This window comes from Marinilabilia salmonicolor JCM 21150, assembly GCF_000259075.1.
GTDB lineage: Bacteria > Bacteroidota > Bacteroidia > Bacteroidales > Marinilabiliaceae > Marinilabilia > Marinilabilia salmonicolor.
The window spans coordinates 20605-45115 of sequence record NZ_AJKI01000031.1; the positions used below are offsets into that span (position 1 = coordinate 20605).

Genomic DNA, 24511 nt, shown 5'->3' on the forward strand with positions numbered 1-24511 from the left:
TAAAAATAAAGTCTAGTATTACATTCAACTTCCAAAAAAAATAACCATCATGCAACAACTCATAGAATGCGTCCCCAATTTCTCGGAAGGACGGGATATGGAAATCATAAAACAAATTACCGATGAAATAGAATCAGTCAAAGGAATTCAACTGGTGGATGTGGATCCCGGAAAAGCTACCAACCGTACAGTAGTTACTTTTGTCGGAGAGCCCAAACCAGTTATGGAAGCAGCTTTCATGGCCATCAAAAAAGCATCTCAGCTTATTGACATGCGCCATCATAAGGGTGCCCACCCTCGTTTTGGAGCCACCGATGTTTGTCCACTGGTTCCGGTATCAGGCATCTCCATGGAAGAAACGGCAAAAATGGCCAACGAACTGGCCCGAAGGGTTGGAGAAGAACTGGAGATTCCTGCCTTTTGCTACGAAGCTGCAGCCAACGAAGAGAAAAGAAAAAATCTGGCCAACTGCCGGGAAGGGGAATACGAAGCCCTGGAAAAAAGACTTTCATCGACCGAATGGAAACCCGATTACGGCCCCGCTACCTGGAATCACAACACGGCAAAGACAGGAGCCACAGCCATTGGTGCCAGAAACTTCCTGATTGCCTACAATGTAAACCTCAACACCACTTCCGTAAGACGAGCCAACTCCGTGGCTTTCGATGTTCGCGAAAGAGGTCGGGTTAAAAAAGAGGGAGATCCCATTACCGGAAAAGTAGTAACCGATGAAAAAGGGAATAAAGTCTGGGAACCGGGATTACTTAAATCTGTCAAAGGAATCGGCTGGTTTATTGAAGAATACGGCATTGCTCAAATTTCCATGAATCTCACAGACATATCTGTAACATCTCTACATAATGCTTTTGATGTTACCAGCGAACGAGCTGCAGCCAGAGGCTTAAGGGTGACGGGTTCCGAGTTAGTAGGGGTAGTGCCGCTGGAGGCCATGCTGGAGGCTGGAAGATACTTTCTGAAAAAACAGCGTCGCTCCACAGGACTTCCTGAAGAAGAAATAATCAGAATTGCAGTAAAATCAATGGGACTGGATGAATTGTATCCATTCGAACCCGACAAAAAAATCATTGAGTATATCCTTAAAGATAAAAGCATAAAAAAGCTTACCGACCGGACGCTGAAATCTTTTGCAGATGAAACAGCTTCCGAATCACCTGCTCCAGGAGGAGGTTCTATTGCAGCATATACAGGCGCTTTAGGAGCCGCTTTAGGAACAATGGTAGCCAATTTATCCGCTCACAAACGAGGTTGGGATCACCGGTGGGAAGCGTTTTCTGCAGAAGCTGAGAAAGGAATGCATATCCAACAAAAACTCCTGCTCCTCGTAGATGAAGACACTGACGCTTTTAATAAAATAATGGATGCGTTTTCACTTCCCAAAAACAATGAAGACGAAAAAGCTGCCAGAACCAAAGCCATTCAAAAAGCAACCGAAAATGCCACTCGGATTCCCCTAAAGGTTATGAAAACTGCCTTCGAAAGCTTCGCCCTGCTCAAAAACATGGCAGAAAACGGCAACCCCAACTCGGTGAGTGACGCCGGAGTGGGCGCTTTATGTGCACGGGCAGCTGTGCGAGGCGCCATGCTCAATGTGCTCATCAATGCAGGTGGACTTGCCGATAAAACACTTGCCGGGGCACTGATCAACGAAGGGAAAGCCATTGAGGAACAAGCCCTGAATGAAGAAGAATCAATAATGAAGATTGTTAACGATAAAATAAAATGAAGGTTCTTGTATTTTACACCAAACGATTTGCATACAAAACAGCGGAACAAAACCTGCCCGATGAAGATCTGAAGGTTTTTTATCCCGACACAGCGGTTATTAAACATCAGGAAGAGCACAAAGATTGCATCACTGCTTTCATTCAGGTGGAAGCTGAGGATGAAGAACGAGACCTGAAGAGCAGGGAGAAAAAACTGGCCAATCACCTGAAATGGGTAGCCAGAAAAAATAACTGCTCGGATATCCTTTTGCACTCCTTCGCTCACCTCTCCGCATCAAAAGCTTCCCTGAAATTTACCGCTCAACTGTTTGATGCCACACGGAAACGACTAAATAATGGAGACTATACCGCCAGCCAAACGCCATTCGGGTTTTTTCTGGATCTGGATATGGAAGCACCCGGGTTTTCCATGGCTCGCGTGTGGGGCGATCTTTGATTAGAGTTTTGAGTTCTGAGTTTGGTTTGGGGTTTTGAGTTTACTGAGCCACACTTGAGGAAACGCCCGGCTGTGCGTGTAACCAGCCAATATGAAGTTCAATATCCAAAACCCGGAATCTGGAGATGCACTACCCGCCCGGGAATATTTGAAGACCCTTGATCAAATGAAACAAGCATGGCAACGATTGTCACAAACCGCGTGTCGCTGAAGCTTTAGCGCCGCGCCGTCGGCAAGCCTTTGGCGGCCAATGGGAGGCACAAGAGAATGTAGATAATCAATCATGCTTGTTCCATCAGACCAATAACTTAAACAAATTATTGGCTAAAGTTTAAAATAGGTTTTTTGAAATTAGAGATTGCTTCGGGCAAGGCCCTCGCAATGACAAAGTCTGCCAACATCTTCCATCTAACAGAAAAAAACGTTCATTGCGAGGGCTCAGCCCGAAGCAATCTATAAACTTAAGCCAAATTATTTACTGATGAAACAATGTATGATTCATCTCTTCCGTTTTAAACCTGAGGAATGCGACCAAATACAAGCTCCATAAAGAACCTCCACCATATTTTTACTATTTTTGTAATTCACCATTTAAAGAATTTCAAATTATGAAGCCAACATTATTAATTCTGGCAGCAGGAATGGGCAGTCGCTATGGCGGCCTGAAACAAATGGACGAATTAGGCCCTAATGGAGAATCCATCATCGACTACTCGGTCTTTGATGCCATACGCGCCGGATTTGGGAAAGTGGTTTTTGTCATCCGTCCCTCTTTTGCGGATGCTTTTAAGGAGCGTTTTGAAAGCCGCCTGAAAGGGAAAATTGAGACCGAATACGTTTTTCAGGAACTGGAAAATATCCCTTCAGAATTCTCCATTCCCGAAGGGCGCGAGAAACCCTGGGGAACCGGTCATGCCATGCTTATGGCTAAAGAGGTTATCAATGAACCATTTGCCATCATCAATGCCGATGACTTTTACGGACATGAAGCCTATAAAAGTGCGGTGGACTTCATCAATAATAATCCGAAAGAAAATGAGTATGCCATGATTGGTTATGCACTTAAAAACACTCTTTCGGAACATGGAACAGTTTCTAGAGGTGTTTGCGAGACCGACAGCAACGGATACCTGCAGGAAGTTACCGAACGCACCAAAATAGGCTGGGAAGACGGTAAGGTATTCTTTTACGAAGGTGATAGTAAAACTGAATTAACCGGCAATGAGCCCGTCTCCATGAACTTCTGGATCTTCAAACCGGCTTTCTTTGGTGAACTGGAGAAAGGGTTCAACAAGTTTCTGGCAGAAAAAGGTCAGGAGATGAAATCTGAATACTATTTTAACGTTAAGGCCGATGAACTTATAAAAGCCGGCGAAGCCTCCACAAAAGTTATTGACACCGATGCCAAATGGTTTGGAGTTACTTATCAGGAAGACAAACCAATTGTTGAGGAAAGCCTCAACAAACTTATTGAGAAGGGTGAATACCCTGCAAAACTTTGGTAATTTTATTCAAACCATTATATACAAAAGGGTTGTTTTTCGGAGAATATGAAGAACAACCCTTTTGTATTCGTGAATTAACCTTGTCCTAAATAAACATTTTGAACATACTGGCTGGCTTGACGGGAACTGACCCTGGCAGGTAAGCCTAAAAACAAGGTTGTTTTATCGTAAAATCGTCTTTGTTTGAATCTCATGCGCGCAGCAAGCGAGGTGAGTTTTGACGATTACGATTAAAGAACCGTAATTTTTAGATCGAAAGCTGACTCAGTCTTGGATTATTGCGACTAGCGAGAACAATATCAAGCTTGCTTGAAAATTGTCGAGTGTAGCAATAATCATGTAAATAAATATTGCGATAAGTGAGTGCAGTAGCCAAGCTCGCTTGGATAATGCCGAACGCAGCAATAATCTTAAAATATTTTCTTTGTCCCGATATAGGTTTTTGTTGGTTCTGGAAAACCAAAACCATACAAAACCATAATCGGAATCAGGGTTTAAGGGATGAAATCCCTTTTGGGAAATATTTAGGACACTATTGTTCGTGAATAATCTGGCAAGAGTTTAAATACTCAACCATTCCTCACCAAATTACCGCTCACTCGCTTAAAATCCTCCATTACCATATAAAGACAGGGAACAATAACCAGTATAATGGAAGTGGCAAACAGGATTCCGAAGCCCAGAGAGATGGCCATCGGTATTAGGTGGTAAGCCTGCTTGGATGTTTCCAGTATAATGGGTGTCAATCCACCAAAAGTGGTGAAAGTTGTAAGAATAATAGGTCGAAAACGTCGTACACCTGCTTCATGAATTGCTTCAAAAGCACTCACTCCTGCCCGCTTACGGTTGGCATAATCAACCATAATAAGAGAGTCGTTCACCACCACCCCCGAAAGTGCAATAATTCCCATAAGACTTACCAGTGACAGGTCATGTCCCAGAAGGATGTGTCCGATTACCGCTCCCACAATTCCAAAAGGGATGGCAAACATGACGATCAAAGGCTGAACGTAGTTGTTAAATGCAACAGCCAGCAAGGCATAGATTATCAACATGGCCATAGAGAATCCACTCCATAGCACCTGGGTCGATTCGCGCATATCGGCCTGACTGCCTTCAAAGCTCCAGGTAATTCCTGGATAATCGGCGCGCAAACGGGGAAGCACCTCCGCATTGAGTGATTTCATCACCTGCGAAACCGCGCTTTTGGGTTCCACATCCATACCCACAGAAACAACCCGTCTTCCATCCCTTCGGTTGATGCTGGTAAAGGCTTCTCCTTCTTCCAGACTAACCACATCCAGCAACGGAACTTCAACTCCTGTGGATGTTCGAATAAGAAAATCTTCCAGATGATGTATATCTGCCCTTTGATGATAAGGGAGTTTCACACGCATTTCAACCTCGTTGGTTCCTCTCAATTGCCGCATGGCCAGGGAACCATAAAAGGCAGCACGAATCTGGCGCCCCACTTCTGTAGGTGTCAATCCCAGTCGTCGTCCTTCCGGCAGCAATCTGAAATCGAACTGCATTTTGCCGGCATTGTAATTGTCATTTACGTCACGAGTCACTTCAAAAGCTTCTGCTTCTTCCAGAAAAGCCATGCTGGCTTTTTCCAGCACATCGATACTGGAATGACTCAGATCTACACTTATATCCTGAGCCCAGCCACCAGGGCCCCGTTCAGCTTCAAAAGTAATCTGATCCACACCTTCAATATCACCAATTTCATCACGCCACAAAGCGATCACCTCTGCCGCCGACATGTCACGTTCATCCGGATCTTTCATTACAATCTCCACATCGATAAAGCTCTGGCCGCGCACATTGGTTTTGATCCCTTCAGCCACCTGATAGAGATTGTGCTCGTCAAACATCTGACGGGTAGAGCGTGTAATATCCCGTGCCACTTTAGCTGCCTGTTTGGGAGTTGTTCCCACCGGAAGGCTGACTCCTGCCTCAATTTCATCAGCAGCCACCTCGGGCATCATAATAATCCCCATATGATCACTGTAGGCATATCCTCCCACGACCACAAAAAGACCGATGGCAATACTCAGCGTTATGTAACGGTGTTTCAGTGCCCTATCCAGAAAAGGAGTGTAACGGTTTTCCACAAAACGCTCGAAACGATGCCCAAAAGCATCTCTGATTTTTTCGATATACTGCCCGGCTTTCCAACGCGACTTCTCCGTTGGATGGGCCAAATGAGCCGGCAGAATAAGTAATGCTTCAAACAACGATATGGCAAGCACGGTGATCACCACTGCCGGAAGAGGCCACCAGAACTTACCGGTTTCGCCGGGCATAAACAGCAGCGGAATAAAAGCGATGATATTGGTAAGAATACTAAAAACCACCGGTCGGGCGATCTCCTTACTTCCTTTGATGGCAGCTTCAAGAAATCCCATGCCACGCTGCCGGTATTCATAAACATTTTCTCCTACCACAATGGCATCATCCACGACAATTCCAAGAGCCACCAAAAATCCAAACATGGAAATCATATTGATGCTGATACCAATCATAGGTAAGAATGCAATTCCCCCAATAAAAGAGATGGTCATACCCATCATCACCCAAAAAGACAACCGGTATTCCAGAAAAAGTGATAAGATCAGTAAAACAATCACCACTGCCATCAAACCATTTTCGGTCAACAATGATAACCTTTCGCGATAGTCTTCAGCCCGGTTGCTGTCGATCCGGTATTGCACTCCGGGTGGAAGCGTCTCTTCAAAGCCGGTCAGTTCATTCTCCACTACTCTTGCTATTTCCAAGGGCGATTGATCACCTATCCGGTAAATCTGCAAATCCACGGTGGGCTGCTCATTAAACTCACCATGAAATCCGGTCTCTTCAAAGCCATCTGTCACCTCGGCGATATCGCCCAATGTTACCGCACCTCCATATTGAGAAGGGATGATCTCAATTTTCTCAAATTCCCGCGCCCACTGTTTCCGCTCCTTCATTCTCAGCAATATTTCGCCACTCCCCGTTTCCAATGCGCCGGCAGGTATATCTTCACTGGAACGTGCAATAATATTGGCCACCTCATCAAGGGTCAGCCCGTATTCACGCAACCGGTATCGGGGGATCTCCACATGGGTAAACATATCCGGAACGTTTCCTATCTCCACCTGCGTAATCGCTTCATTGGTCAACAACCTGTCACGCAGCCGCTCGGCGAGATTGCGCAGGGTCCAGATATCCACGTCACCGTAGATACCAATTTCCATCACATCTCTTTGACGTGACTGCAAGCGAACTTCAGGTTCTTCTATGTCATCAGGGAATGTACGGATCCGGCTCACAGCCTGCTCAATATCCTGAAAAGCCTTCATTCGCTCGGTTCCGGGCACCAATTCAATCGAAACACGCCCTGAACCTTCATAAGCCGTTGAAGTGATTTCTTTGATTCCCTGTACACCACGAATGGCTTCCTCCACAGGCATCAATATCCCAAACTCTACTTCGGCAGGGGCGGCACCGGGATAAGCCACACTCACCTCCACTATATCCAGCTGAAACTGAGGAAAAACCTCTTTCTGAATGGTTGACATCGTCCAAAGCCCCCCTCCAAGTAGAACGATCATCAGCAAATTGGCCGCCACTGAATTTCGCGCCATATAGGCAATCAGCCCTTTCCCTCCAGTATATTTCTCTGACCTGTTTTTTGACATCTGATCTAAAATCTGAATTTTCTTAAAAATGCTTATTCAGTCATCTCTTCAACCCTTAGCGGAGCATCTTCCACCACGGTCGCCAAATTGGTGGTAACCACATGATCTCCATCCTCCAGTCCGTTTTTGATGTAGGCATTTCCGGCATCTGTCAACACCACATCCACCTTCCTGATTTTCAACTTCTCATCTTCCATTACCCAAACCGTATTCTGATTTCGCAGATAATCGCGACTCAATCTGACAACATCTTCAATTTCACGACCTTCGATTTCAACTTCCACAAATGAACCAATCAGCAATTCAGGTAAATATTCCCGGCTTTCTTTTATTCCCAGAGGGTCAGGCACTGAAATCAGCACTTTCACCAGGCGCGTGGATTCTTCAAGTTCACCCACCATCTTTTGCAACACTCCGGTTCGGTAGCCATCAGCCCCCCATGCACTGCTATTATAAATTTTCACTTCAGCTCCATTCTCCACGCTCCTGTCTTCAGAAAAAACGAGCCACCTAAGCCTGGACTGGGGCACTGCAGCGACAACCCAAAAATTTTCTGTTCCCACCAAACGCCCCAGTTCCTGCCCCGGTGAAACCAATGACCCTACATCCACATTTCGCTCCAGTATCAAGGCATCAAAAGGAGCAACTACAGATGTACGCTGCAAATCAAGTGCCGCCTGATCAAGAGCCGATTCAGCAGCCATAACAGCAGCCTCTGCAGTTTTGAGCTGGGGTTCTCTGAGAACAAGTGCCTTTCGCTCATCAGACAACGTCAATTCAGATTGTTCAAAATCTCTTCGGGCCACATCCTGCCTTCCTTTTTCAAGTGTCAGGTTGGCTCGGGCCTCTTCCAGATCACCCTTTCGCAAGGCATAAGTATTCTGGTAATCCGCATCATCAACCTTCAACAGTAAAGTTCCTGCCCTTACTGACTGCCCCGGATCAAAAACTCCCGCTCTTCGCACAATTTCACCACTCACCCTCGGACTCAGAGATATTTCCCGAACCGGCTCCACAGTTCCGGTAGTCCGGATAACAGGCCGGTAACTTCCCCGCTCCACAAGGATTACATCCACAAGCATGGCAGTCTCACGTGTAGCGCTCTCTCTTTGAGCTGTAGGTTCGTTAAGAAATACCACAGCGACCAAAACAGCGGCTGCTAAAAGAATCAATCCTGATATTATAAATGTCTTCTTTTTGTTCATCTTTATCCTGTTTAATCCGATTATCGGGTTTATTGCATGTTAAGTTTAGGATCATCTTCATCGGAAAAACCTGAATCAAAACCACCAGCCAGTGCCTGATAAAGATCAATTCTGTATCCTAACAAATTGAGCGTTTCCGACAAATATTGCCTTCTCAGACTTTGCTGCGCATTCATCGCATCAAGTACATCCAGATAGTTTCCCACCCCGCTGAAATAAGCAGACCGCACCTGATCTGTCGTACCTCTGGCAAGTTCATACTGTTTTTCAATGCTTTGAAGTCGACGCTGCTGCTGCATTTCCTTTACCAAAGCATCTTCCACATCCTGAAAGGCGGACAGTACTGCCTGCCCATATTCATAAATCCGCTGATTTCGAACTGCTTCAGCCTGCTTCTTTTCTGCCTGTAGCCGGTTGCCATAAAAAACAGGAGCCAACACATTTCCCGCCAGAGAACGTACCCAGTTATCAAATAAATCTTCTGCATCAGGAGCTTCGGAAGAAAGTGAAGCAGAAATCGAAAATCTGGGAAAAAGATTGCTGATAGACGAAGCAAGGTCCTGATCGGATGCTTTAAGTAAAGCCAGTGACCGTTGAACATCCGGGCGACGATGGATCAGTTCTGCAGGCATTCCGGCATCAGGAAGTGGAGGCAAATCAGGAAAAGTCAAATTCCCGGAACCAATAATTTTCTGCTTTTGAGGTTGCTCACCAAGTAAAACGGACAGTCTGTTTTGTAAAACCTGGAGCCTGGTTTCGGCAATAACTTCCTGCTCTTTGGTGGATTCCATCAACTGCTGTTGCCGTAAAACATCAGCCAGATTGCCTTGACCATTCTCAAAACGGGTCTGAAGTAACTCCAGCATTTTTTCATTCGTTTGCCTCTGTTCACGGGCAAGCAGGACCTGCTGCCGGGCTTCCAAAAGATCAAACCATCCTTTAACAACCTGCCCCGAAAGCATTAAAGCAGTAGCTTGAAAATCATAAAAGGAAGCGCGCTGTCGGTAACTTTGTGCCCTGGCCTCCGAACGAATCTTCCCCCACAAATCCAATTCATAACTGGCCGAAAGTCCCAGTTCAAAATGATCTGTTTGCCCACTGATATCAGAATCGACAATTTGCCCACTCCCTGAAGCATCTATACGGGGGAACAAGGAGGACCGCACCTGTCTTTCCAAAGCTTCTGCTTCACGCAAGCGATACCAGGCAGTCTGTAGATCATAATTGGCTTTGAGCGCACTATCAACCAAACCATTGAGCCTTTTATCATCAAAGACCTCCCACCAACGGACAGGAATTTCCATCTCCCCTGATTGGGAGAATTTCTCCAACGAATCATCAGGAAAAAGAACTTCGGATGTTTTACGAGAACAACCGGAGAAAAACAGGAGAACAAAAAAAATTGAAAAATATCTAATATGCTCCATAATTATTCCAATCTAGTCTGATTTATTGACTTCGTCGATCTTCGATTCATGAATAATCGCTATGAAATGTTCAAATGCCAATAAATGCGAGCAACCGCAAAGAAATTGATGAAGTGAATAATCAATTATTTTCAAGTCAATTTTCTTGAGGACGCCTATGTTTAGCCGGTAATTAAACATCGCAAGAGATAATTGATAAATAACCCGGGTAAAATATTAGAACATGATCAAAGAGAGAAAGTTTAACAATACGGAAAATTGAAAAGTATGCTTTCACGGTTCAATCGACTGAACCTTTTTAAATAATTATTATTTTCGTTCAAAAAGTATTCAAATTAAGAACCCAAACCCCCAAAACACAAAGCAACCTAAAATTCAAGTCATAACGACCGTTTTTCTTTCATGAAAATTCCATATCTTTAACAAGAATTGTCCTCTGTTCGACTAAAATTCCAACAAACAGGAATAACTTTGCATCCGAAATTCTCGTAAACAACTCCATCATTCTGTTTCTGGAAAAATGTTCATTCCTCTGTTATAGAATGTGCTTCTCCTACACCTAACTGTAATTCACCATACAAAAGACAATAAAATTTAGTTATGAACGATCTATTGAAAGAAGTCCTGACAAGTATTGTAGTCATCCCCATTGCAGTAGTACTGCTAAGATACATTTTTGGCCGTTCCATCATGTTTAAAATCAGCCTTCCCATCGTACTGCTAATGATATTCATTGCATTCATTTCGTCCATCGAAAGCATGATGAGCAACACCATGGCCGCCTTTGTCACCCCACTTAATGTGCTGTTGGGAACGGTCGTATTCTGGAACATCAACCGGACATTGCGCAAACCACTGGAAAAAGCCATCAGCCAGCTCGGCAAAATATCCGAAGGGGATCTGGACACTGAAGTGGAACAAACCAATTCCAAAGACGAACTGGGGCAAATCAACAATGCCATCTTTCAACTTTCATCCAATCTGAAAAGAATAATAACCCAGATTGACACCAACTCCACCTCACTACTCTCGGCAAGTCAACAGTTAACCAGTTCTTCAGAACAGCTATCGCAGGGAGCGACAGAACAGGCTAGTTCTGTAGAAGAAGTATCATCAACCATGGAAGAGATATCGGCTAATATTGACCAGAACGCCTTTAATTCCCAAAAAACAGAGCAAATCACATCTGAAACAGCACGTATGATTAGTGAAGTGGGAGAGAAATCAAAAGAGACCGTAAAAGCCAGTGCAGAAATCGCAGAGAGGATTAACATTATCAACGACATTGCCTTTCAAACCAATATCCTTGCGCTTAATGCTGCAGTGGAAGCCTCCAGTGCAGGAGAACATGGAAAAGGTTTTGCGGTAGTGGCAGCCGAAGTAAGAAAATTGGCAGAAAAAAGCAAACTGGCGGCCACCGAAATTGCACAATTGAGCAGCAACAACCTGGGACTGGCCAACGAAGCAGGGGGCCTATTGGAAGAAGTAATTCCCAAAATAGAGCAATCCACCCGTATGGTGCAGGAAATTAACGCCGCAGGATCAGAGCAAAGCTCTGGTGTAGGCCAGGTTAACGAAGCCATGCAGCAATTCAATGACATCTCACAACAAAACGCAGCCTCCAGTGAAGAGCTGGCTTCCAGTGCAGATGAATTGTCTGAGCAGGCAAAACAACTCAAGAAACTTATCTCTTTCTTTAAATCTCAAAGCCTGTCAAAAGAAAAATAATAAAAGGAGCCGATGGGCGGATTTGAACCGCCGACCTGCTGTTTACGAAACAGCTGCTCTGACCAACTGAGCTACACCGGCAAGAAGCTTAAGGCTGAGGTTAAGGCGGAGAAATGAGTTAAAATCAATCCTCTTTATCTTAACCTCAACCTTAGTCTATTTCAAAATTACATTTATTCGATTTCTTTTGCCGCATTATTTTTTAAATAATACTTACACCAAAGTTTCAGACCGCATTTTTCACATTTGGGTTTCCGGGCCAGACAGACATAACGGCCATGCAGTATCAGCCAGTGATGGGCAATAGGCAACAATTCTTCGGGCAGATATTTCACCAGTTGCATCTCTGCATCCAACGGATTTTTGGCTTTCACGGTTAACCCAATTCTTTCGGAAACCCGGAAAACATGCGTATCAACAGCCATAGCAGGCTTCTGATAAACCACAGAGGCAATTACATTGGCAGTTTTACGTCCCACTCCCGGAAGCTTCTGAAGTTCTTTAATATCATCAGGGACCACACCTCCAAAATCATCCCGTAACATACGCGCCATCCCCACAAGATGTTTACTCTTATTATTAGGGTAGCTGCAACTCCTGATGACTTCGAAAACCGCTTCCGGTGTTGTGTCCGCCAATTCATTTTCTGTAGGCCATTGCTCAAAAATCGCCGGAGTAATTATATTCACTCTCTTATCGGTACATTGTGCCGACAAAATTACGGCAACCAATAGTTCAAAAGGATTTGAATAATGGAGTTCTGTTTCGGCTACAGGCATATTTTCCTGAAACCATTCGATTATGTGTTTAAAGCGTTCTTCCCTTCTCATTCTTTAATAATTAAATAAACATCAACAAACTCAAAGCCATCACTCCCATCCCGGCAATCAACCCATAAATGGACAAGTGGTGTTCTCCATATTCCTGAGCAGCCGGCAATAACTCATCAATACTTATAAAAACCATAATTCCGGCCACAGCCGCAAAAACAATCCCAAAAACCAATGGACTCATAAACTGCATAAGGAGAATGTATCCGATAATGGCTCCAATAGGTTCCGACAATCCTGAAAGAAAACTCAGGGTAAAAGCTTTTTTCTTATTTCCTGTAGCATAATAAACGGGAACAGAAACAGCAATTCCCTCCGGAATATTGTGAATGGCAATGGCCACTGCAATGGCTATACCCAGGTTAGGATCGTTCATAGCTGCCGTAAATGTTGCCAACCCTTCCGGAAAATTGTGAATTCCAATGGCCAACGCAGTAAATGCTCCCATACGCATTAATCGTCTGTCCTTATTGGCTTTGCGTTGCCCTGCATTCATGTTTTCAATCATTTCCATTTCGTGTGGGTTTTCTCCCTTAGGAATAAACCGGTCAATCAACGCAATAAAGATAATGCCCAGAAAAAATGCTCCAACCGTGAGCCAGGTGCCCTCTTCATGTCCCAGAGCTGCAGATAAAGACTCTTTGGCTTTGGCGAAAATCTCTACGAAGGAGACATAAATCATTACTCCGGCAGAAAAGCCAAGACTTATGGATAAAAATCGTGTATTCGTCCGTTTTGCAAAAAATGCCATGGCACTCCCGATACCGGTTGACAAACCTGCAAAAAGGGTTAATCCAAAAGCGAACCCAATATTACTCCAATCCATACTTAATTTGTTTTTATCTCTTTAAAAAACACTTTCTCCCAGAAGTCTACTTCCGAATACAAAAAACATTGGCAGCAAGTTTCCCCGAAAGCACCTCCTTCTTTCCATCGGGGAGTTTCACCTCAATACTTCCATCAAAGGAAAAAACTTTCATAACTTTTAAAACAAGCCCGGTTTTCAAACCATACCGATCATACAGATCTGATGTTTCTGCATTTCGGTAACGCAACTTTTTTATCATGCATCGCTGATTTTCCAAAATCTCAGTCAAAGGAATCACTCCCTTTTCGGACGGGATATGACCACCTATTCCGGGGATGGGATCTCCGTGCGGATCAAAATCAGGATGCCCCAAAAAACGACTAATATGATTCATCAAGTCATCGGAAGTATGATGCTCCAGCCGTTCTGCCTCCTGATGAACACTCAACAAATCCAGACCCAGTACCTCGTGCAGAAACAATTCCCACAACCGGTGTTTTCGAATAATCTTCAGGGCCTGCTCATCACCCTGGCGGGTTAGCTGCAATGCCTTGTAGGGTTTATAATCAACAACCCCCTGCTTGCCAAGTTTCCGGGCCATATCTGTTACTGCAGCCACCGATATTTCGAGCCGGCCGGCAAGATTGCTGCTGGTAACCGCACCTGCCGTTTCCTGATTCAACAGATATATGTTCTTCAAAAAATTATCAATAGAAACAGACATGCTTTAAATTATTTTAGTAGCAATTTTAAGCAACCTTAAAATAAAAAACAAGTGCATTTGAACTTTGTTCGCAATTTATTAACAAACCTTTAAGGCACATCTTTTGTTTTTACCAAAGAAAAACGGCAATTTTACAGTAATTAATTTCCCGGAGATTACGCAAATCATACGGGAATTAAATTCTGTAAATCAATTTATTAAAAATCATCCAAAGACTCATTTTTTTAAATTACCATCAACTTAAAAATAACAGGAACATGAAATCAACAATAACATTTCTTTTAGCATTCTTTGCGCTAAGTATTGTAGTAACAGCTCAGGAAGATTACAAAGACAAGAGAAACTTAAAAGAACATTTCACCAATACGGAAAAACATGAAGTGACGAAACTTCCCGAAAAGGAAATACCCATTGGTGCAAAGCCCCGCAACATCATCCTGATGATTGGAGACGGCATGGGAACCGCACAACTCTTTGCTGCTTATACAACCAACGGAGGCATGCTCAATATCACAAACCTCCCTTACTCCGGATTTTCAACCACTCAAAGTGCAGATAATTATACCACCGACTCCGCCGCAGGAGGAACCGCACTCTCTACTGGTCAAAGGACCTACAACGGAGCCATTGGTGTAGATGTCAATAAAAACCCAATTCCTACAATCCTCGAGATTGCTGAAAAACATGGAAAAGCAACAGGACTGGTCTCTTCCTCTGCCATCACGCACGCAACTCCTGCATCTTTCATCGCGCACAATGTGTCGAGAAACAACTATGAAGAGATCGCTGCAGATTTTCTGAAAACCGACATCGATATTTTTATCGGAGGTGGAAAAAGTTTTTTTGAAGACCGTAAAGACGGACGCAATTTGCTTAAAGAACTTGAAGAAAAAAACTATCGCATCTTCGACTCCATTTATCAGGCAGCCAACTATCACCAACTCCCCATGGCTGTTCTTACCGCCTCCAAACATAACCCGACCTATCCTGAGCGTGGAGATCTGGTGCAGGAAGGAACTGCCAAGGCAATAAAAATCCTGGATAAACAGGACAATGGCTATTTCCTGATGGTTGAAGGCTCTCAAATTGACTGGGGGGGGCATGAGAACAACACGGCTTACATTGTAAAGGAATTGCTGGATTTCGATAAAGCTGTTGGAAAGGCCATCGAGTTGGCCGCCGGTGATGGAGAAACCCTGATTATTGTCACAGCCGACCACGAAACAGGTGGCATGTCCATCGAATCAGGAGACTTTGAAAATGGGGAAATTCATGCAAAATATACCACCGGAAATCACACGGGCATTATGGTTCCCGTATTCGCCACCGGTCCGGGAGCAGAACATTTCACCGGTGTTATGAAAAATACCGATATTTTCCACAAAATGATGTACCTGTTCGGGTTTGATCAATAATATACCCTCCATCTATATTGCATTGAGATAATCGATTTGATAACGAACTTTTGTTCACTTACATTTGTTTCATCAAATAATTAAATCATTATTCAAAAACCCATAAAAGTAATAAAGATGGAAAATCAAGAAATTCAACAAGAAGTTTATTCAATGCCCCGCATTGGAGATCAGGCACCTGATTTCACAGCCACTACCACCAAGGGTCAGGTTACTCTTTCAGACTTTGCAAAAGACAAGTGGATTGTGTTTTTCTCACATCCTGCCGACTTCACTCCGGTGTGTACTACCGAAATGAGTGGTTTTGCACAACGCAAAAAAGAGTTTGACGACCTGAATACCGAACTGCTCGGGTTGAGTATTGACAGTATTCACGCCCACCTTGGATGGGTATCTAATGTGAAAGAAAAAACCGGTGTTTATTTTGATTTCCCGATCATCGCCGACCTTGATATGTCCGTATCAAAAAAATACGGAATGTTGCAGCCCAACGAAGCTGAAACGGCTGCTGTACGCGCCGTTTTCTTCATTGACCCCAAAAAGAAAATTCGTCTCGTAATGTACTATCCCTTAAATGTGGGACGTAACATGGACGAAATCCTCAGGGCTTTGAAGGCACTTCAGGTTTCTGATCAGCACAAAGTTGCTCTTCCTCTCGACTGGAAGCCGGGCGAGCAGGTAATTGTTCCTCCGCCAAAAACATTGGAAGAGATGGATAAGCGTAACAAAGAAACCGGAATCGACCGGATTGATTTCTACCTTTCTAAAAAGGATTTGAAACTCTGAATACACCAAAAACCATGACATCATAGTTTCTTTAGACTTTATAACCGGGGCAAGCATTTGTCCCGGTTTTTTTTATTAACTTTTCCGGAAAGATTCAGTCTATAGACTAAGTTAAGTTTGTTTTTAGTCATGTGTCTGGTCAGAAACTAAGCGTTTTTCACGTGTTTGAGATAGAAAGTTCAAATTCAAGGCGTGTGAAAAATCTAAACCGCAGAATACTAAAGTATTTGAGGATTTAGATTTTGAGCAACAACGCAGAAGTTGGACTTTATGGACAAACACTAATTAGTGTTGTTGTATTTTAAAAGGCCGAAGGTCTTTAAGCAATCGCCTGGGGCAACGCCCTGGGCTATTGCCCTCAGACTTTCAGCCTGCTTACACCTTACCTGCCTTATACATAAGAAAAGCTAAGAAACAGTCAAAAACCACAATAAACGTATTGTACGAGAGGGAAGCGGTTCCATTCGCTCCCAAATCTTCGATTAGCTCTATATAGGACAATTAAAAACTTTAAACGTATGAAAAATCAACTTTTACTGGTCTTTTTATCCTTTTTCAGCATTTCTTCAATGCTCAACGCACAGTCTCTTGAACTACCGGAACCTGAAAAAACCGGCGGCTTACCATTAATGGAAGCTCTTAACCAACGCAGCAGCAGTCGGGACTTCAGTTCAGAAGAGTTAACCAGACAACAGCTTTCAAATCTTTGCTGGGCAGCATGGGGATATAATCGAAAAGAATTTAAAAAACGAACCGCTCCCTCATCTATGAACAAACAAGAGATGGAACTTTATGTAGTACTTAAAAATGGTGCATATCTCTACAATGCAGAGAAACATCAGCTCGACCTGATCAAAAAGGGTGACCTGCGGTCTTATTGCGGAAGCCAGGACTTTGTGTCCATAGCTCCGGTCAATTTTGTCTATGTAGCCAATATGAAAAAAGCCGGGGTCAACAAACCGGAGGAGATCAGTCCCGCGCAGATTGCCACATCACATGCCAATACCGGATTCATTGCACAAAATACTTACCTGGCTTGTGCCTCAGAAGGACTTATTTGTGTGGTTCGTGCCTGGATAGATAAAGAAGCTTTTGCAAAGGCTCTTGAGCTCTCCCCGTTACATAAAGTTATTCTGGCGCACACCATTGGTCATGCCAAATAACGCCCAAACACAAAAGGTAACCGATGTAAAAAATCTTAATCATTATTGTCCGGTAAAACTATTTTTTAATGAGATTTATTCTCTTCACCCTCAACCGCAGACCATTACAGATTATTAAAAGTATTGACAGGGGTTGATTGCGGCAAAGCCGAAAATCAACCCCTGTAAACACTCAATATCCTGCAAAGTTCCGTCATTGCATACGTAGTAAGCAATCTCATCTTTTTACCGCCCTCCCATGAATATTAAAATAAAAAAGAACCGGAAATTCTCTTTTGAGAGCATTTTCCGGTTCTTTCTGTTTTTGAGTATATAACCTATTTCAGCACCACCACAGCAGCCGGATCCACGCACTGGAACGTGAATGACTCAGTAAAGTAAAGCTGAACTGTTTTCTGATTATGCGATTCATATCCGATTGAAATATCCTGGCCAATCACCATTTCAAAATCTCCTCCGCGCTCTGATACCAGATAAGCATCTTTGATGTAGGGGGCCATAATGATAGATCCACCAAGCAGGCTTTCAATCCGTTTACGCAACGGATACCCCTGTCCTGATGAATTGAAACGCTGCCACAATTCAGTATTCAACACCAACGTGTAAGGTCCCTCAACAGATGCAGCTTTCAATTTTGCAATAGCTTCTGATATTACACCAATAATCTCGTCATCGTTATCGGGAAGTGTCAGCGCATCATGGTCCGAACAATCCTTAATTCCTTTAATATTTCCTGCCTTAAAACCGTTATATATGGCATCCTCCTCAAACTTAGCCAGTTTACGGGCAGCCTCCTCCATATTGTCAAGATCAATGTCTTTCGCTCCCCTGGCAATATTATCAAGTTCCCAGATATTCAACTCAAAAGGAACCCGTGTTTCAATCAAAGGCAGTACCTGATGAATTCCATATTGCACGTCTCCGTTCTGTTGTTTGGGCACTTCCACCCGACCAAGAGATAAAGCAGGAAAATCCCATCCTTTAGGACCATCTACATCCACAAACTTCCGTGCCGAAAGCACAGACGTTAACACTTCCACGGCACTATCGTTAATCTCCTCCCATGCCTTATCGCAAACAGGAGCCATCGATTTTCTTAATATATCCATGATAATCCTCTATTTTTTAATTTTACCAATACCTAAAGAATCTGAACCACCTCCGGATTCACCTTCTTCACCCTCTTCAAGTTCAGTGATATCACCTTCGGTAAAAAGATAAGTACGGAGTTCCTCGTCCCATCCGGGCATATTGCGTCGCAACCATTCAATGGTCATACATGCGTGCTCGATCTCTTCATCTCTGTTATGTGCCATTATTTTCTTTAACGACTCATCTTCAGTCAGATCAACACGCTGATGATACCAATCAACAGCTTCCACTTCCTCTTTCAAACTATTCAAAGCTCTGGAAAAATTCCTTGCCTCTTGCGACAGTTCTTCTGCCGGTTCATGATAATTTGACATAACTCTTAATTTTTAAGATTATTTTTTCTTCAAATTTGTCGTGTTTCATCAATAAATAACTCATCTAAGTTATTTGTCTGATGGAACTCGCATGGTTAAATATTAACATTCTCTTTCGAACCAGTCGTTGCCATGCTCGTTTCACCCAAAGATAAGAAAATTAAACGAAAACCAAGAGTTAAAAGGCAGTGTTCTCAGTGTCTTTATGGAGAGGGAGTCAGTGAGACGGTTATATAAACCACCTGGCCGGAAGTTATGGGGACTTGCAAATAACGAGACTCAAAACCATCTTTAGCCAAAGATACCGACATACTGCCGGCCCCATCAACTTCCATAACAAAATAACCATTTGATTCAGTGAAGGTGGAAGAGCCTCCACAAACTATCAGGACACCCTCCAGCGGAGACCCGGTGTCCGAACTGGTGATATTTCCTGCTATTCCGGTAGTCCCATTGGCAATACCGGTAAACGAAACGCCTGAAACATCTGCACCAAGCATTGGCACCAGTTGGTGTGCCGGGAAAAACTGCATCCCGGCTACAGATACGGATACCAGAAAAACCTCATTTTCCAAATGCTCGAATATAAAAGCGCCATCGGATGAAGTAGTATAAGTGTCAACAATGACTCCATTCTTATCTTTACAAATCACCTGAACATCAGGAACAGCGGCATCATAAATATCTAAGACATTTCCTCTCAGAGAGTACCCAGAAGGAGTCAGTGAAAAATCCACCCGAACATCGGTAAACTCTGCAATAGTAACATTTACTGCTTTTTTTTCATGGTACTCCCCAAACGCGTACACCGAACTCTCTGATGTGGGAACCGAAAGTTCATAATACCCTTGTGAATCTGTATAAACCAACTCACTCCCATTGCCGTAGGAAACGGTAATTCCTTCCAGTGGTTTTCCACTCCCCGCATCGGTTGCATAACCATAAACAGTGCCTTCATCCAAGCCACTCTCCCCTTCATCAAGGACAATAAAATAGTCCCCTCCGGGAGAGACCTCTCTGCTTAGGTCTTCATATCCTTCTTTGTAAACAACTATATTGTTTGCATCCTGCAAATTCACAAAACCGCCAGCTTCCGCATTAATACCAAAATAACCATATTCATCAGTTTCCATCACACCCACCTGATCATGAAAGGACTTCACAACCACACTGGCGCCGGACAAGGGATTTCCGTCGCGGTCAACCACCAATCCCTTCAATTTATCCGAAGTGGCTACCATCAACCATTCTTGCAGGTCATCTTCCCATAGAAGTTCCCCGGTAAGGTGTTCGGAATCATAATTAAAAATGGTAATATTAAATGAACAGGCAGCACTGTCACTCTTAAAATAGGCCTTCTTTTTCCCATTTTCCGAACGCCAATCAACAGTTCCTCCACACAAATTTGCCTCGTCCCGATATAAAGTATAAAGTAATCCATCATCACCTATGGAGACCGACAAACCGGACTTAGCGGTCCACTCAGAGTTCCCCGACTCCCGTGAAGCCATCAACCGGAGTTCTTTTCCTTTAAAACTCTCCCGTAAAGCAGCATTAGGCTCTGAATCATCTTTTCCGCATCCCGAAAAAAGGAACACTAAAAGGGTGACAAATAGTAAATAATTTTTCATTCAGCCAGGTTTGGTTAATCAATTCTTTTAATCATACCAAATGGAATCCACCTGATAATGATTCATATTTTAAAGCTAATTTTTGCCTCATCACTCCCGGAGCAATAAAACAAAAACATCAGCTTAAACTTCCTGTTTATCACTTTACAATCCGCAAGGCCCTTTGAAATTTGCCGTTAAGTTAAACATTGTCTGCAAAAAACAGATGTAAACAAAAAAGAATTACCTTACATTTTGATAAATGGACAATAATGAAACGCAGAATAACTTTTACAGGACTAATCATTACCATTAACGCCTAAACCAAATTCATTCTTTGTCATCATAATGTTATTCAACGACCAGCAAAATAATAACACATCCTTCAGAAAAAACCCGCATTACATCCATACGTAATGCGGGCTAAAAAGTTTTGTTCTCAAAAGGTTATTCCGCTTTCAGCCAAAAATCATGACTGGCAGGAATTTCAGGATAAAAGCTTAAAAATACTGATTCCGAACTATAACCCGGTTTTTCACAATACAACTCTACATATTGAATAATGGTCTCATTATATACAGTAATGGTCAGACTGTAATCACCATTCACATCCGTGTTGGTTTCTTCATTGTTTGAAACACCAACAACTGCATTAGCGACCGGTTCTCCATTTGCAGATACATTACCGGTAATGGTCAATTGAGTACCTTCATCAAAAGTCGCCATTGACAAATCCTGTTCAACAAGATTTCCATCATGAATTGTTACATCCTTATAACGATCAATACGTCCCTCTTTCTCTCCTTTCACAGTGACACTACCCGCTGAGTTTAGCTCCATTAGATAATAACCATCAGCCCCGGTAGTAAATGTCTGGTCACCACAAGTCACTACAACACCGCTTAGGGGAACTTCATCATTCTCCCATTGAGTAACCTGCCCGCCAATTCCGGTTTTCCCTTCTGCCATTGCAAGAAAATGTATATCTGAAACATCATCTCCTGAAACCTGAACAAACTGCTGAGAGGGGACGAACTGCATCCCCGCAAGTGATGGAGAAACAACATAAAGCCCATCGGGCACTCCTTCCATAGAAAAATTACCATTGACATCTACCACCATTGAGCCGGCTTCCTGCTGATTCTCATCCAACAGGCTCAGGGTTGCACCTGTAGCATTTCCGCCCCCAACAACATCAATTCCACCTCCCAACACAACTCCGGACAAAGGCAATATAAAATCAAGACTGTATTCCTGCATTCCTTCAAGAGTTACAGATTGAGACACCGGATCATACCCTTCTGCAAGGGCTGCCAATTCTGTTTCATCAATGGGTACGCTGATTTCATAATAGCCGTCATAATCAGTCACTACATTTCCTGCTTCGCCAAAAGAAACCTCAGCCCCGGGAATCCCCGCTCCGGTTTTTTCATCAGTAACCCGTCCGGAAATAGTGGCGAAATTCAACCCACTTTCTCCCTGCTGCATTTCGAAGAAGTAAAACTGGCCAAAGCCTACATACTCATCAATGTCCTCAAATTCTGTCTTTAAAATTTGAAGTTTGTTCACCTCGTTCATTCCGCTCCCCACAAACTCATAACGTTCCATTCCAAAATACCCAAACTCATCTGTCCTAAGCTGACCATTTACATCATCATGGGATTTCACTAATATTAGTACATCCTGCAAAGGCTCAGCCGTTCTTTGATCTACAACCAGTCCCCCAAGATTTTCCTGACGACTATAAAAAATCCACTCCTCATAAGTTCCGCCCCAATCTGTTCGGGCAATTAAATGGTGTTGGTCATATCTAATAACCTCAAACTCCATATCAAAATCCCGGTCGTTACTTTGAAGCTTAAGCTTTTGCACTCCGTCATCCACATACCAGTTAAAGCTACCTTCAGATACCAGGCCATCAGCTTGCTCGAGTGTATAATACTCACTCCCGGCCCAAATAGAAACATAATTAAATTCTTTCCAACTTTGCTGACCCACAGGCCTTGATGCCTGTACGACCCAGCCTGCATCGCTCAATTCAGAAGGCAATGGATTAATCGGCCGTTGCTCTTCATCTTCACACGCAGAAAAAACAATAAACAAAGACAATAGAAACAAAACATACTTTTTCAGGACAATGAGTTTTTCAGGACATTCTTAATAATTGTTAAATTTACCAAAATTCCCCATTAAAAATCATCTTCCACCAACCATCACCTCCAACACAAAAAAGAACAATCAACTCACATCCTGCTATATACCTGCAGTGCAAAACCTTTTAGATATCCGTGATTATTAATAATTTAAATTGATTTTAAATTTATAAACATGTATTTTATACAATTAACTTAGAAGTTTAATTTTTTGAAAAACCATTACTATGGCAAAGAAAAAACTTACCACTGCTTCCGGTCGTCCATACAGTGAAAAGCAGGACAGTATGACCGTAGGTCCGAGAGGTCCGATATTACTTCAGGATTATTTTCTTCATGAACAAATGGCACACTTTAACCGTGAAAGAATTCCGGAACGCGTGGTTCATGCCAATGGATCCGGTGCTTTTGGAACTTTTAAAGTAACCAATGACATCTCAAAATACACGCGCGCAAAACTTTTCAGCAAAGTCGGAAATGAATGTAAAGTTTTAGCTCGTTTCTCAACGGTAGGAGGAGAAAAAGGAAGTGCAGACACAGAAAGAGATCCGCGTGGCTTTGCAGTAAAATTCTATACCGAAGACGGCAACTGGGACCTGGTAGGAAACAACACTCCGGTTTTCTTCATCAAAGATCCCAAGAAGTTTGCAGATTTCATACATACCCAAAAGCGGGATCCACGCACAAATATGCAAAGTCAAACAATGCGATGGGACTACTGGAGTCTGAACCCCGAAAGTCTGCATCAGCTAATGACTCTCTTTAGTGACCGCGGAACTCCTGACGGTTACCGAAAAATGAATGGTTATGGCAGTCATACCTTCTCTATGGTTAATGATATAAATGAGCGGGTTTGGGTAAAATATCATTTCAAAACACTACAGGGTAATCATACCCTCAACGAACAGCAAGCCGAGGAATTAAAAGGCAAAGATCCGGATTACGCACAACGGGATCTGATAAATGCCATCGACAGCGGTGACTTCCCCAAATGGGCCCTTAAAATTCAGGTAATGACTGAAGAACAGTCAAAATCATTCAGGTGGAATCCATTTGACCTCACCAAAGTATGGCCACATGGAGAGTATCCACTTATTGACGTGGGGGTTATGGAACTCAATAAAGTTCCCGACAACTATTTTGCAGAGGTGGAACAGGCAGCCTTCAACCCCTCCAACCTGATTGACGGATTGGATGTATCGCCCGACAAAATGCTGCAGGGACGACTTCTGTCCTATCCTGACGCCCACAGATACCGACTGGGTGCCAACTACGAACAGATACCGGTTAACCGGCCTATCTGCCCCGTTCACAACTACCAGCGGGACGGCGCAATGACGGTAAATGGGAACCATGGAAGCGCCCCCAATTATCATCCCAACAGTTTTGATGATATTGAAGCCGATAAATCATACAAAGTACCTCCTATGAAACTGGAATCAGACATTGCAGACTTTTACGACCGCAATGAGAATGATGACGATCATTACACCCAACCGGGGCTTTTGTTCCGAGAGGTAATGAACGACCAGGAAAAGAAAAACACCATCTCAAACATTGTAGGTGCAATGAGTCAGATTAACGGCCCGAAACGTGATGAAATCATCAACAGGCAGCTGGGGCATTTTGCCAAAGCCGACAAAGAATTGGCCACAGAGATCGCCAAAGGTCTGAAGTTCAATTTTAAAGCATAATAAAGCCTTTTGTGAGGAGATAAAAGGTTGCCCCGGTTTGGAGCAACCTTTTTTTATTCATTTTTGATGCCCCCGGAATTCACAAAATCAATATCTTTGTTCATAATCCGGCAGGACAGGATCAACGCATCGC

Annotated in this window: 18 protein-coding genes and 1 tRNA gene; 8 read left to right on the forward strand and 11 right to left on the reverse strand. The window is 43.3% G+C overall.

Annotated features, from left to right (window positions below; all coding sequences use genetic code 11):
• The first annotated feature begins 49 nt into the window (after positions 1 to 49).
• From ftcD to W7W_RS0114500, 3 genes are all read left to right on the forward strand, one after another.
• Positions 50 to 1744: a glutamate formimidoyltransferase gene (gene ftcD, locus W7W_RS0114490; RefSeq protein WP_010664435.1), complete on the forward strand. Its 1695-nt coding sequence runs from the start codon at positions 50 to 52 to the stop codon at positions 1742 to 1744.
• A complete protein-coding gene (locus W7W_RS0114495; protein ID WP_010664436.1) occupies positions 1741 to 2181 on the forward strand; it encodes a threonyl-tRNA synthetase editing domain-containing protein in 441 nt (146 codons plus the stop codon). Before ftcD ends, W7W_RS0114495 begins: the two co-directional genes overlap by 4 nt.
• A gap of 608 nt (positions 2182 to 2789) precedes the next feature.
• Positions 2790 to 3686 carry a nucleotidyltransferase family protein gene (locus W7W_RS0114500; RefSeq protein ID WP_010664437.1) on the forward strand — a complete coding sequence of 299 codons (897 nt, stop codon included), beginning with the start codon at positions 2790 to 2792 and terminating at the stop codon, positions 3684 to 3686.
• Positions 3687 to 4255: 569 nt separating this feature from the next.
• Here the strand turns inward: W7W_RS0114500 and W7W_RS0114505 are convergent.
• From W7W_RS0114505 to W7W_RS22300, 3 genes are read right to left on the reverse strand one after another with little or no spacing between them, the layout of a single operon-like run.
• A complete protein-coding gene (locus W7W_RS0114505; protein WP_010664438.1) occupies positions 4256 to 7369 on the reverse strand; it encodes an efflux RND transporter permease subunit in 3114 nt (1037 codons plus the stop codon).
• Between the two features lie 32 nt (positions 7370 to 7401).
• Entirely contained in the window at positions 7402 to 8574 is a 1173-nt protein-coding gene (locus W7W_RS0114510) for an efflux RND transporter periplasmic adaptor subunit (protein WP_010664439.1), read from the reverse strand.
• Between the two features lie 29 nt (positions 8575 to 8603).
• Positions 8604 to 10001, reverse strand: a complete 1398-nt coding sequence (locus W7W_RS22300; protein WP_010664440.1) for a TolC family protein — start codon at positions 9999 to 10001, stop codon at positions 8604 to 8606.
• A 600-nt stretch (positions 10002 to 10601) separates the two neighbouring features.
• Between W7W_RS22300 and W7W_RS22305 the strand changes: the two genes are divergently transcribed.
• Positions 10602 to 11729: a methyl-accepting chemotaxis protein gene (locus W7W_RS22305; protein WP_010664441.1), complete on the forward strand. Its 1128-nt coding sequence runs from the start codon at positions 10602 to 10604 to the stop codon at positions 11727 to 11729.
• 7 nt (positions 11730 to 11736) lie between these two features.
• Here W7W_RS22305 and W7W_RS0114525 read toward each other — a convergent pair.
• From W7W_RS0114525 to W7W_RS0114540, 4 genes are all read right to left on the reverse strand, one after another.
• Positions 11737 to 11810, reverse strand: a tRNA-Thr gene (locus W7W_RS0114525).
• Positions 11811 to 11902: 92 nt separating this feature from the next.
• Positions 11903 to 12559, reverse strand: a complete 657-nt coding sequence (nth, locus tag W7W_RS0114530; protein ID WP_010664442.1) for an endonuclease III — start codon at positions 12557 to 12559, stop codon at positions 11903 to 11905.
• Positions 12560 to 12569: 10 nt separating this feature from the next.
• A complete protein-coding gene (gene zupT, locus W7W_RS0114535) occupies positions 12570 to 13385 on the reverse strand; it encodes a zinc transporter ZupT (protein ID WP_010664443.1) in 816 nt (271 codons plus the stop codon).
• A 46-nt stretch (positions 13386 to 13431) separates the two neighbouring features.
• A complete protein-coding gene (locus W7W_RS0114540; protein WP_010664444.1) occupies positions 13432 to 14091 on the reverse strand; it encodes a metal-dependent transcriptional regulator in 660 nt (219 codons plus the stop codon).
• A 257-nt stretch (positions 14092 to 14348) separates the two neighbouring features.
• On the opposite strand from W7W_RS0114540, the gene W7W_RS0114545 reads away from it, so the two are divergent.
• From W7W_RS0114545 to W7W_RS0114555, 3 genes are all read left to right on the forward strand, one after another.
• Complete coding sequence (locus W7W_RS0114545) at positions 14349 to 15506, forward strand: alkaline phosphatase (RefSeq protein WP_010664445.1); 1158 nt, start codon at positions 14349 to 14351, stop codon at positions 15504 to 15506.
• A gap of 117 nt (positions 15507 to 15623) precedes the next feature.
• Complete coding sequence (locus W7W_RS0114550; protein ID WP_010664446.1) at positions 15624 to 16292, forward strand: peroxiredoxin; 669 nt, start codon at positions 15624 to 15626, stop codon at positions 16290 to 16292.
• A 518-nt stretch (positions 16293 to 16810) separates the two neighbouring features.
• Positions 16811 to 17455, forward strand: coding sequence for a SagB/ThcOx family dehydrogenase (locus tag W7W_RS0114555; protein WP_010664447.1), 645 nt, complete (start codon positions 16811 to 16813; stop codon positions 17453 to 17455).
• 317 nt (positions 17456 to 17772) lie between these two features.
• On the opposite strand, the gene W7W_RS0114560 is transcribed toward W7W_RS0114555, so the two are convergent.
• The 4 genes from W7W_RS0114560 to W7W_RS0114575 all read right to left on the reverse strand — a co-directional run bounded on the left by W7W_RS0114560 (position 17773) and on the right by W7W_RS0114575 (position 22649).
• Entirely contained in the window at positions 17773 to 18564 is a 792-nt protein-coding gene (locus W7W_RS0114560) for a family 1 encapsulin nanocompartment shell protein (RefSeq protein WP_010664448.1), read from the reverse strand.
• A 9-nt stretch (positions 18565 to 18573) separates the two neighbouring features.
• Positions 18574 to 18921, reverse strand: coding sequence for an encapsulin-associated ferritin-like protein (locus W7W_RS0114565; protein WP_010664449.1), 348 nt, complete (start codon positions 18919 to 18921; stop codon positions 18574 to 18576).
• A 203-nt stretch (positions 18922 to 19124) separates the two neighbouring features.
• A complete protein-coding gene (locus tag W7W_RS0114570) occupies positions 19125 to 20552 on the reverse strand; it encodes a carboxypeptidase regulatory-like domain-containing protein (RefSeq protein ID WP_010664450.1) in 1428 nt (475 codons plus the stop codon).
• Between the two features lie 426 nt (positions 20553 to 20978).
• Complete coding sequence (locus W7W_RS0114575) at positions 20979 to 22649, reverse strand: carboxypeptidase-like regulatory domain-containing protein (RefSeq protein WP_148660813.1); 1671 nt, start codon at positions 22647 to 22649, stop codon at positions 20979 to 20981.
• A 262-nt stretch (positions 22650 to 22911) separates the two neighbouring features.
• Between W7W_RS0114575 and W7W_RS0114580 the strand changes: the two genes are divergently transcribed.
• Positions 22912 to 24378, forward strand: coding sequence for a catalase (locus W7W_RS0114580; protein WP_010664452.1), 1467 nt, complete (start codon positions 22912 to 22914; stop codon positions 24376 to 24378).
• Positions 24379 to 24511: the final 133 nt, after the last annotated feature.

What these genes read in the sequence shown, in the direction of transcription:
- ftcD (WP_010664435.1), top strand. Translation starts at nt 50, where the DNA reads ATGCAACAACTCATAGAATGCGTCCCCAATTTCTCGGAAGGACGGGAT.
- W7W_RS0114495 (WP_010664436.1), top strand. Translation starts at nt 1,741, where the DNA reads ATGAAGGTTCTTGTATTTTACACCAAACGATTTGCATACAAAACAGCG.
- W7W_RS0114500 (WP_010664437.1), top strand. Translation starts at nt 2,790, where the DNA reads ATGAAGCCAACATTATTAATTCTGGCAGCAGGAATGGGCAGTCGCTAT.
- W7W_RS0114505 (WP_010664438.1), bottom strand. Translation starts at nt 7,369, where the DNA reads ATGTCAAAAAACAGGTCAGAGAAATATACTGGAGGGAAAGGGCTGATT.
- W7W_RS0114510 (WP_010664439.1), bottom strand. Translation starts at nt 8,574, where the DNA reads ATGAACAAAAAGAAGACATTTATAATATCAGGATTGATTCTTTTAGCA.
- W7W_RS22300 (WP_010664440.1), bottom strand. Translation starts at nt 10,001, where the DNA reads ATGGAGCATATTAGATATTTTTCAATTTTTTTTGTTCTCCTGTTTTTC.
- W7W_RS22305 (WP_010664441.1), top strand. Translation starts at nt 10,602, where the DNA reads ATGAACGATCTATTGAAAGAAGTCCTGACAAGTATTGTAGTCATCCCC.
- nth (WP_010664442.1), bottom strand. Translation starts at nt 12,559, where the DNA reads ATGAGAAGGGAAGAACGCTTTAAACACATAATCGAATGGTTTCAGGAA.
- zupT (WP_010664443.1), bottom strand. Translation starts at nt 13,385, where the DNA reads ATGGATTGGAGTAATATTGGGTTCGCTTTTGGATTAACCCTTTTTGCA.
- W7W_RS0114540 (WP_010664444.1), bottom strand. Translation starts at nt 14,091, where the DNA reads ATGTCTGTTTCTATTGATAATTTTTTGAAGAACATATATCTGTTGAAT.
- W7W_RS0114545 (WP_010664445.1), top strand. Translation starts at nt 14,349, where the DNA reads ATGAAATCAACAATAACATTTCTTTTAGCATTCTTTGCGCTAAGTATT.
- W7W_RS0114550 (WP_010664446.1), top strand. Translation starts at nt 15,624, where the DNA reads ATGGAAAATCAAGAAATTCAACAAGAAGTTTATTCAATGCCCCGCATT.
- W7W_RS0114555 (WP_010664447.1), top strand. Translation starts at nt 16,811, where the DNA reads ATGAAAAATCAACTTTTACTGGTCTTTTTATCCTTTTTCAGCATTTCT.
- W7W_RS0114560 (WP_010664448.1), bottom strand. Translation starts at nt 18,564, where the DNA reads ATGGATATATTAAGAAAATCGATGGCTCCTGTTTGCGATAAGGCATGG.
- W7W_RS0114565 (WP_010664449.1), bottom strand. Translation starts at nt 18,921, where the DNA reads ATGTCAAATTATCATGAACCGGCAGAAGAACTGTCGCAAGAGGCAAGG.
- W7W_RS0114570 (WP_010664450.1), bottom strand. Translation starts at nt 20,552, where the DNA reads ATGAAAAATTATTTACTATTTGTCACCCTTTTAGTGTTCCTTTTTTCG.
- W7W_RS0114580 (WP_010664452.1), top strand. Translation starts at nt 22,912, where the DNA reads ATGGCAAAGAAAAAACTTACCACTGCTTCCGGTCGTCCATACAGTGAA.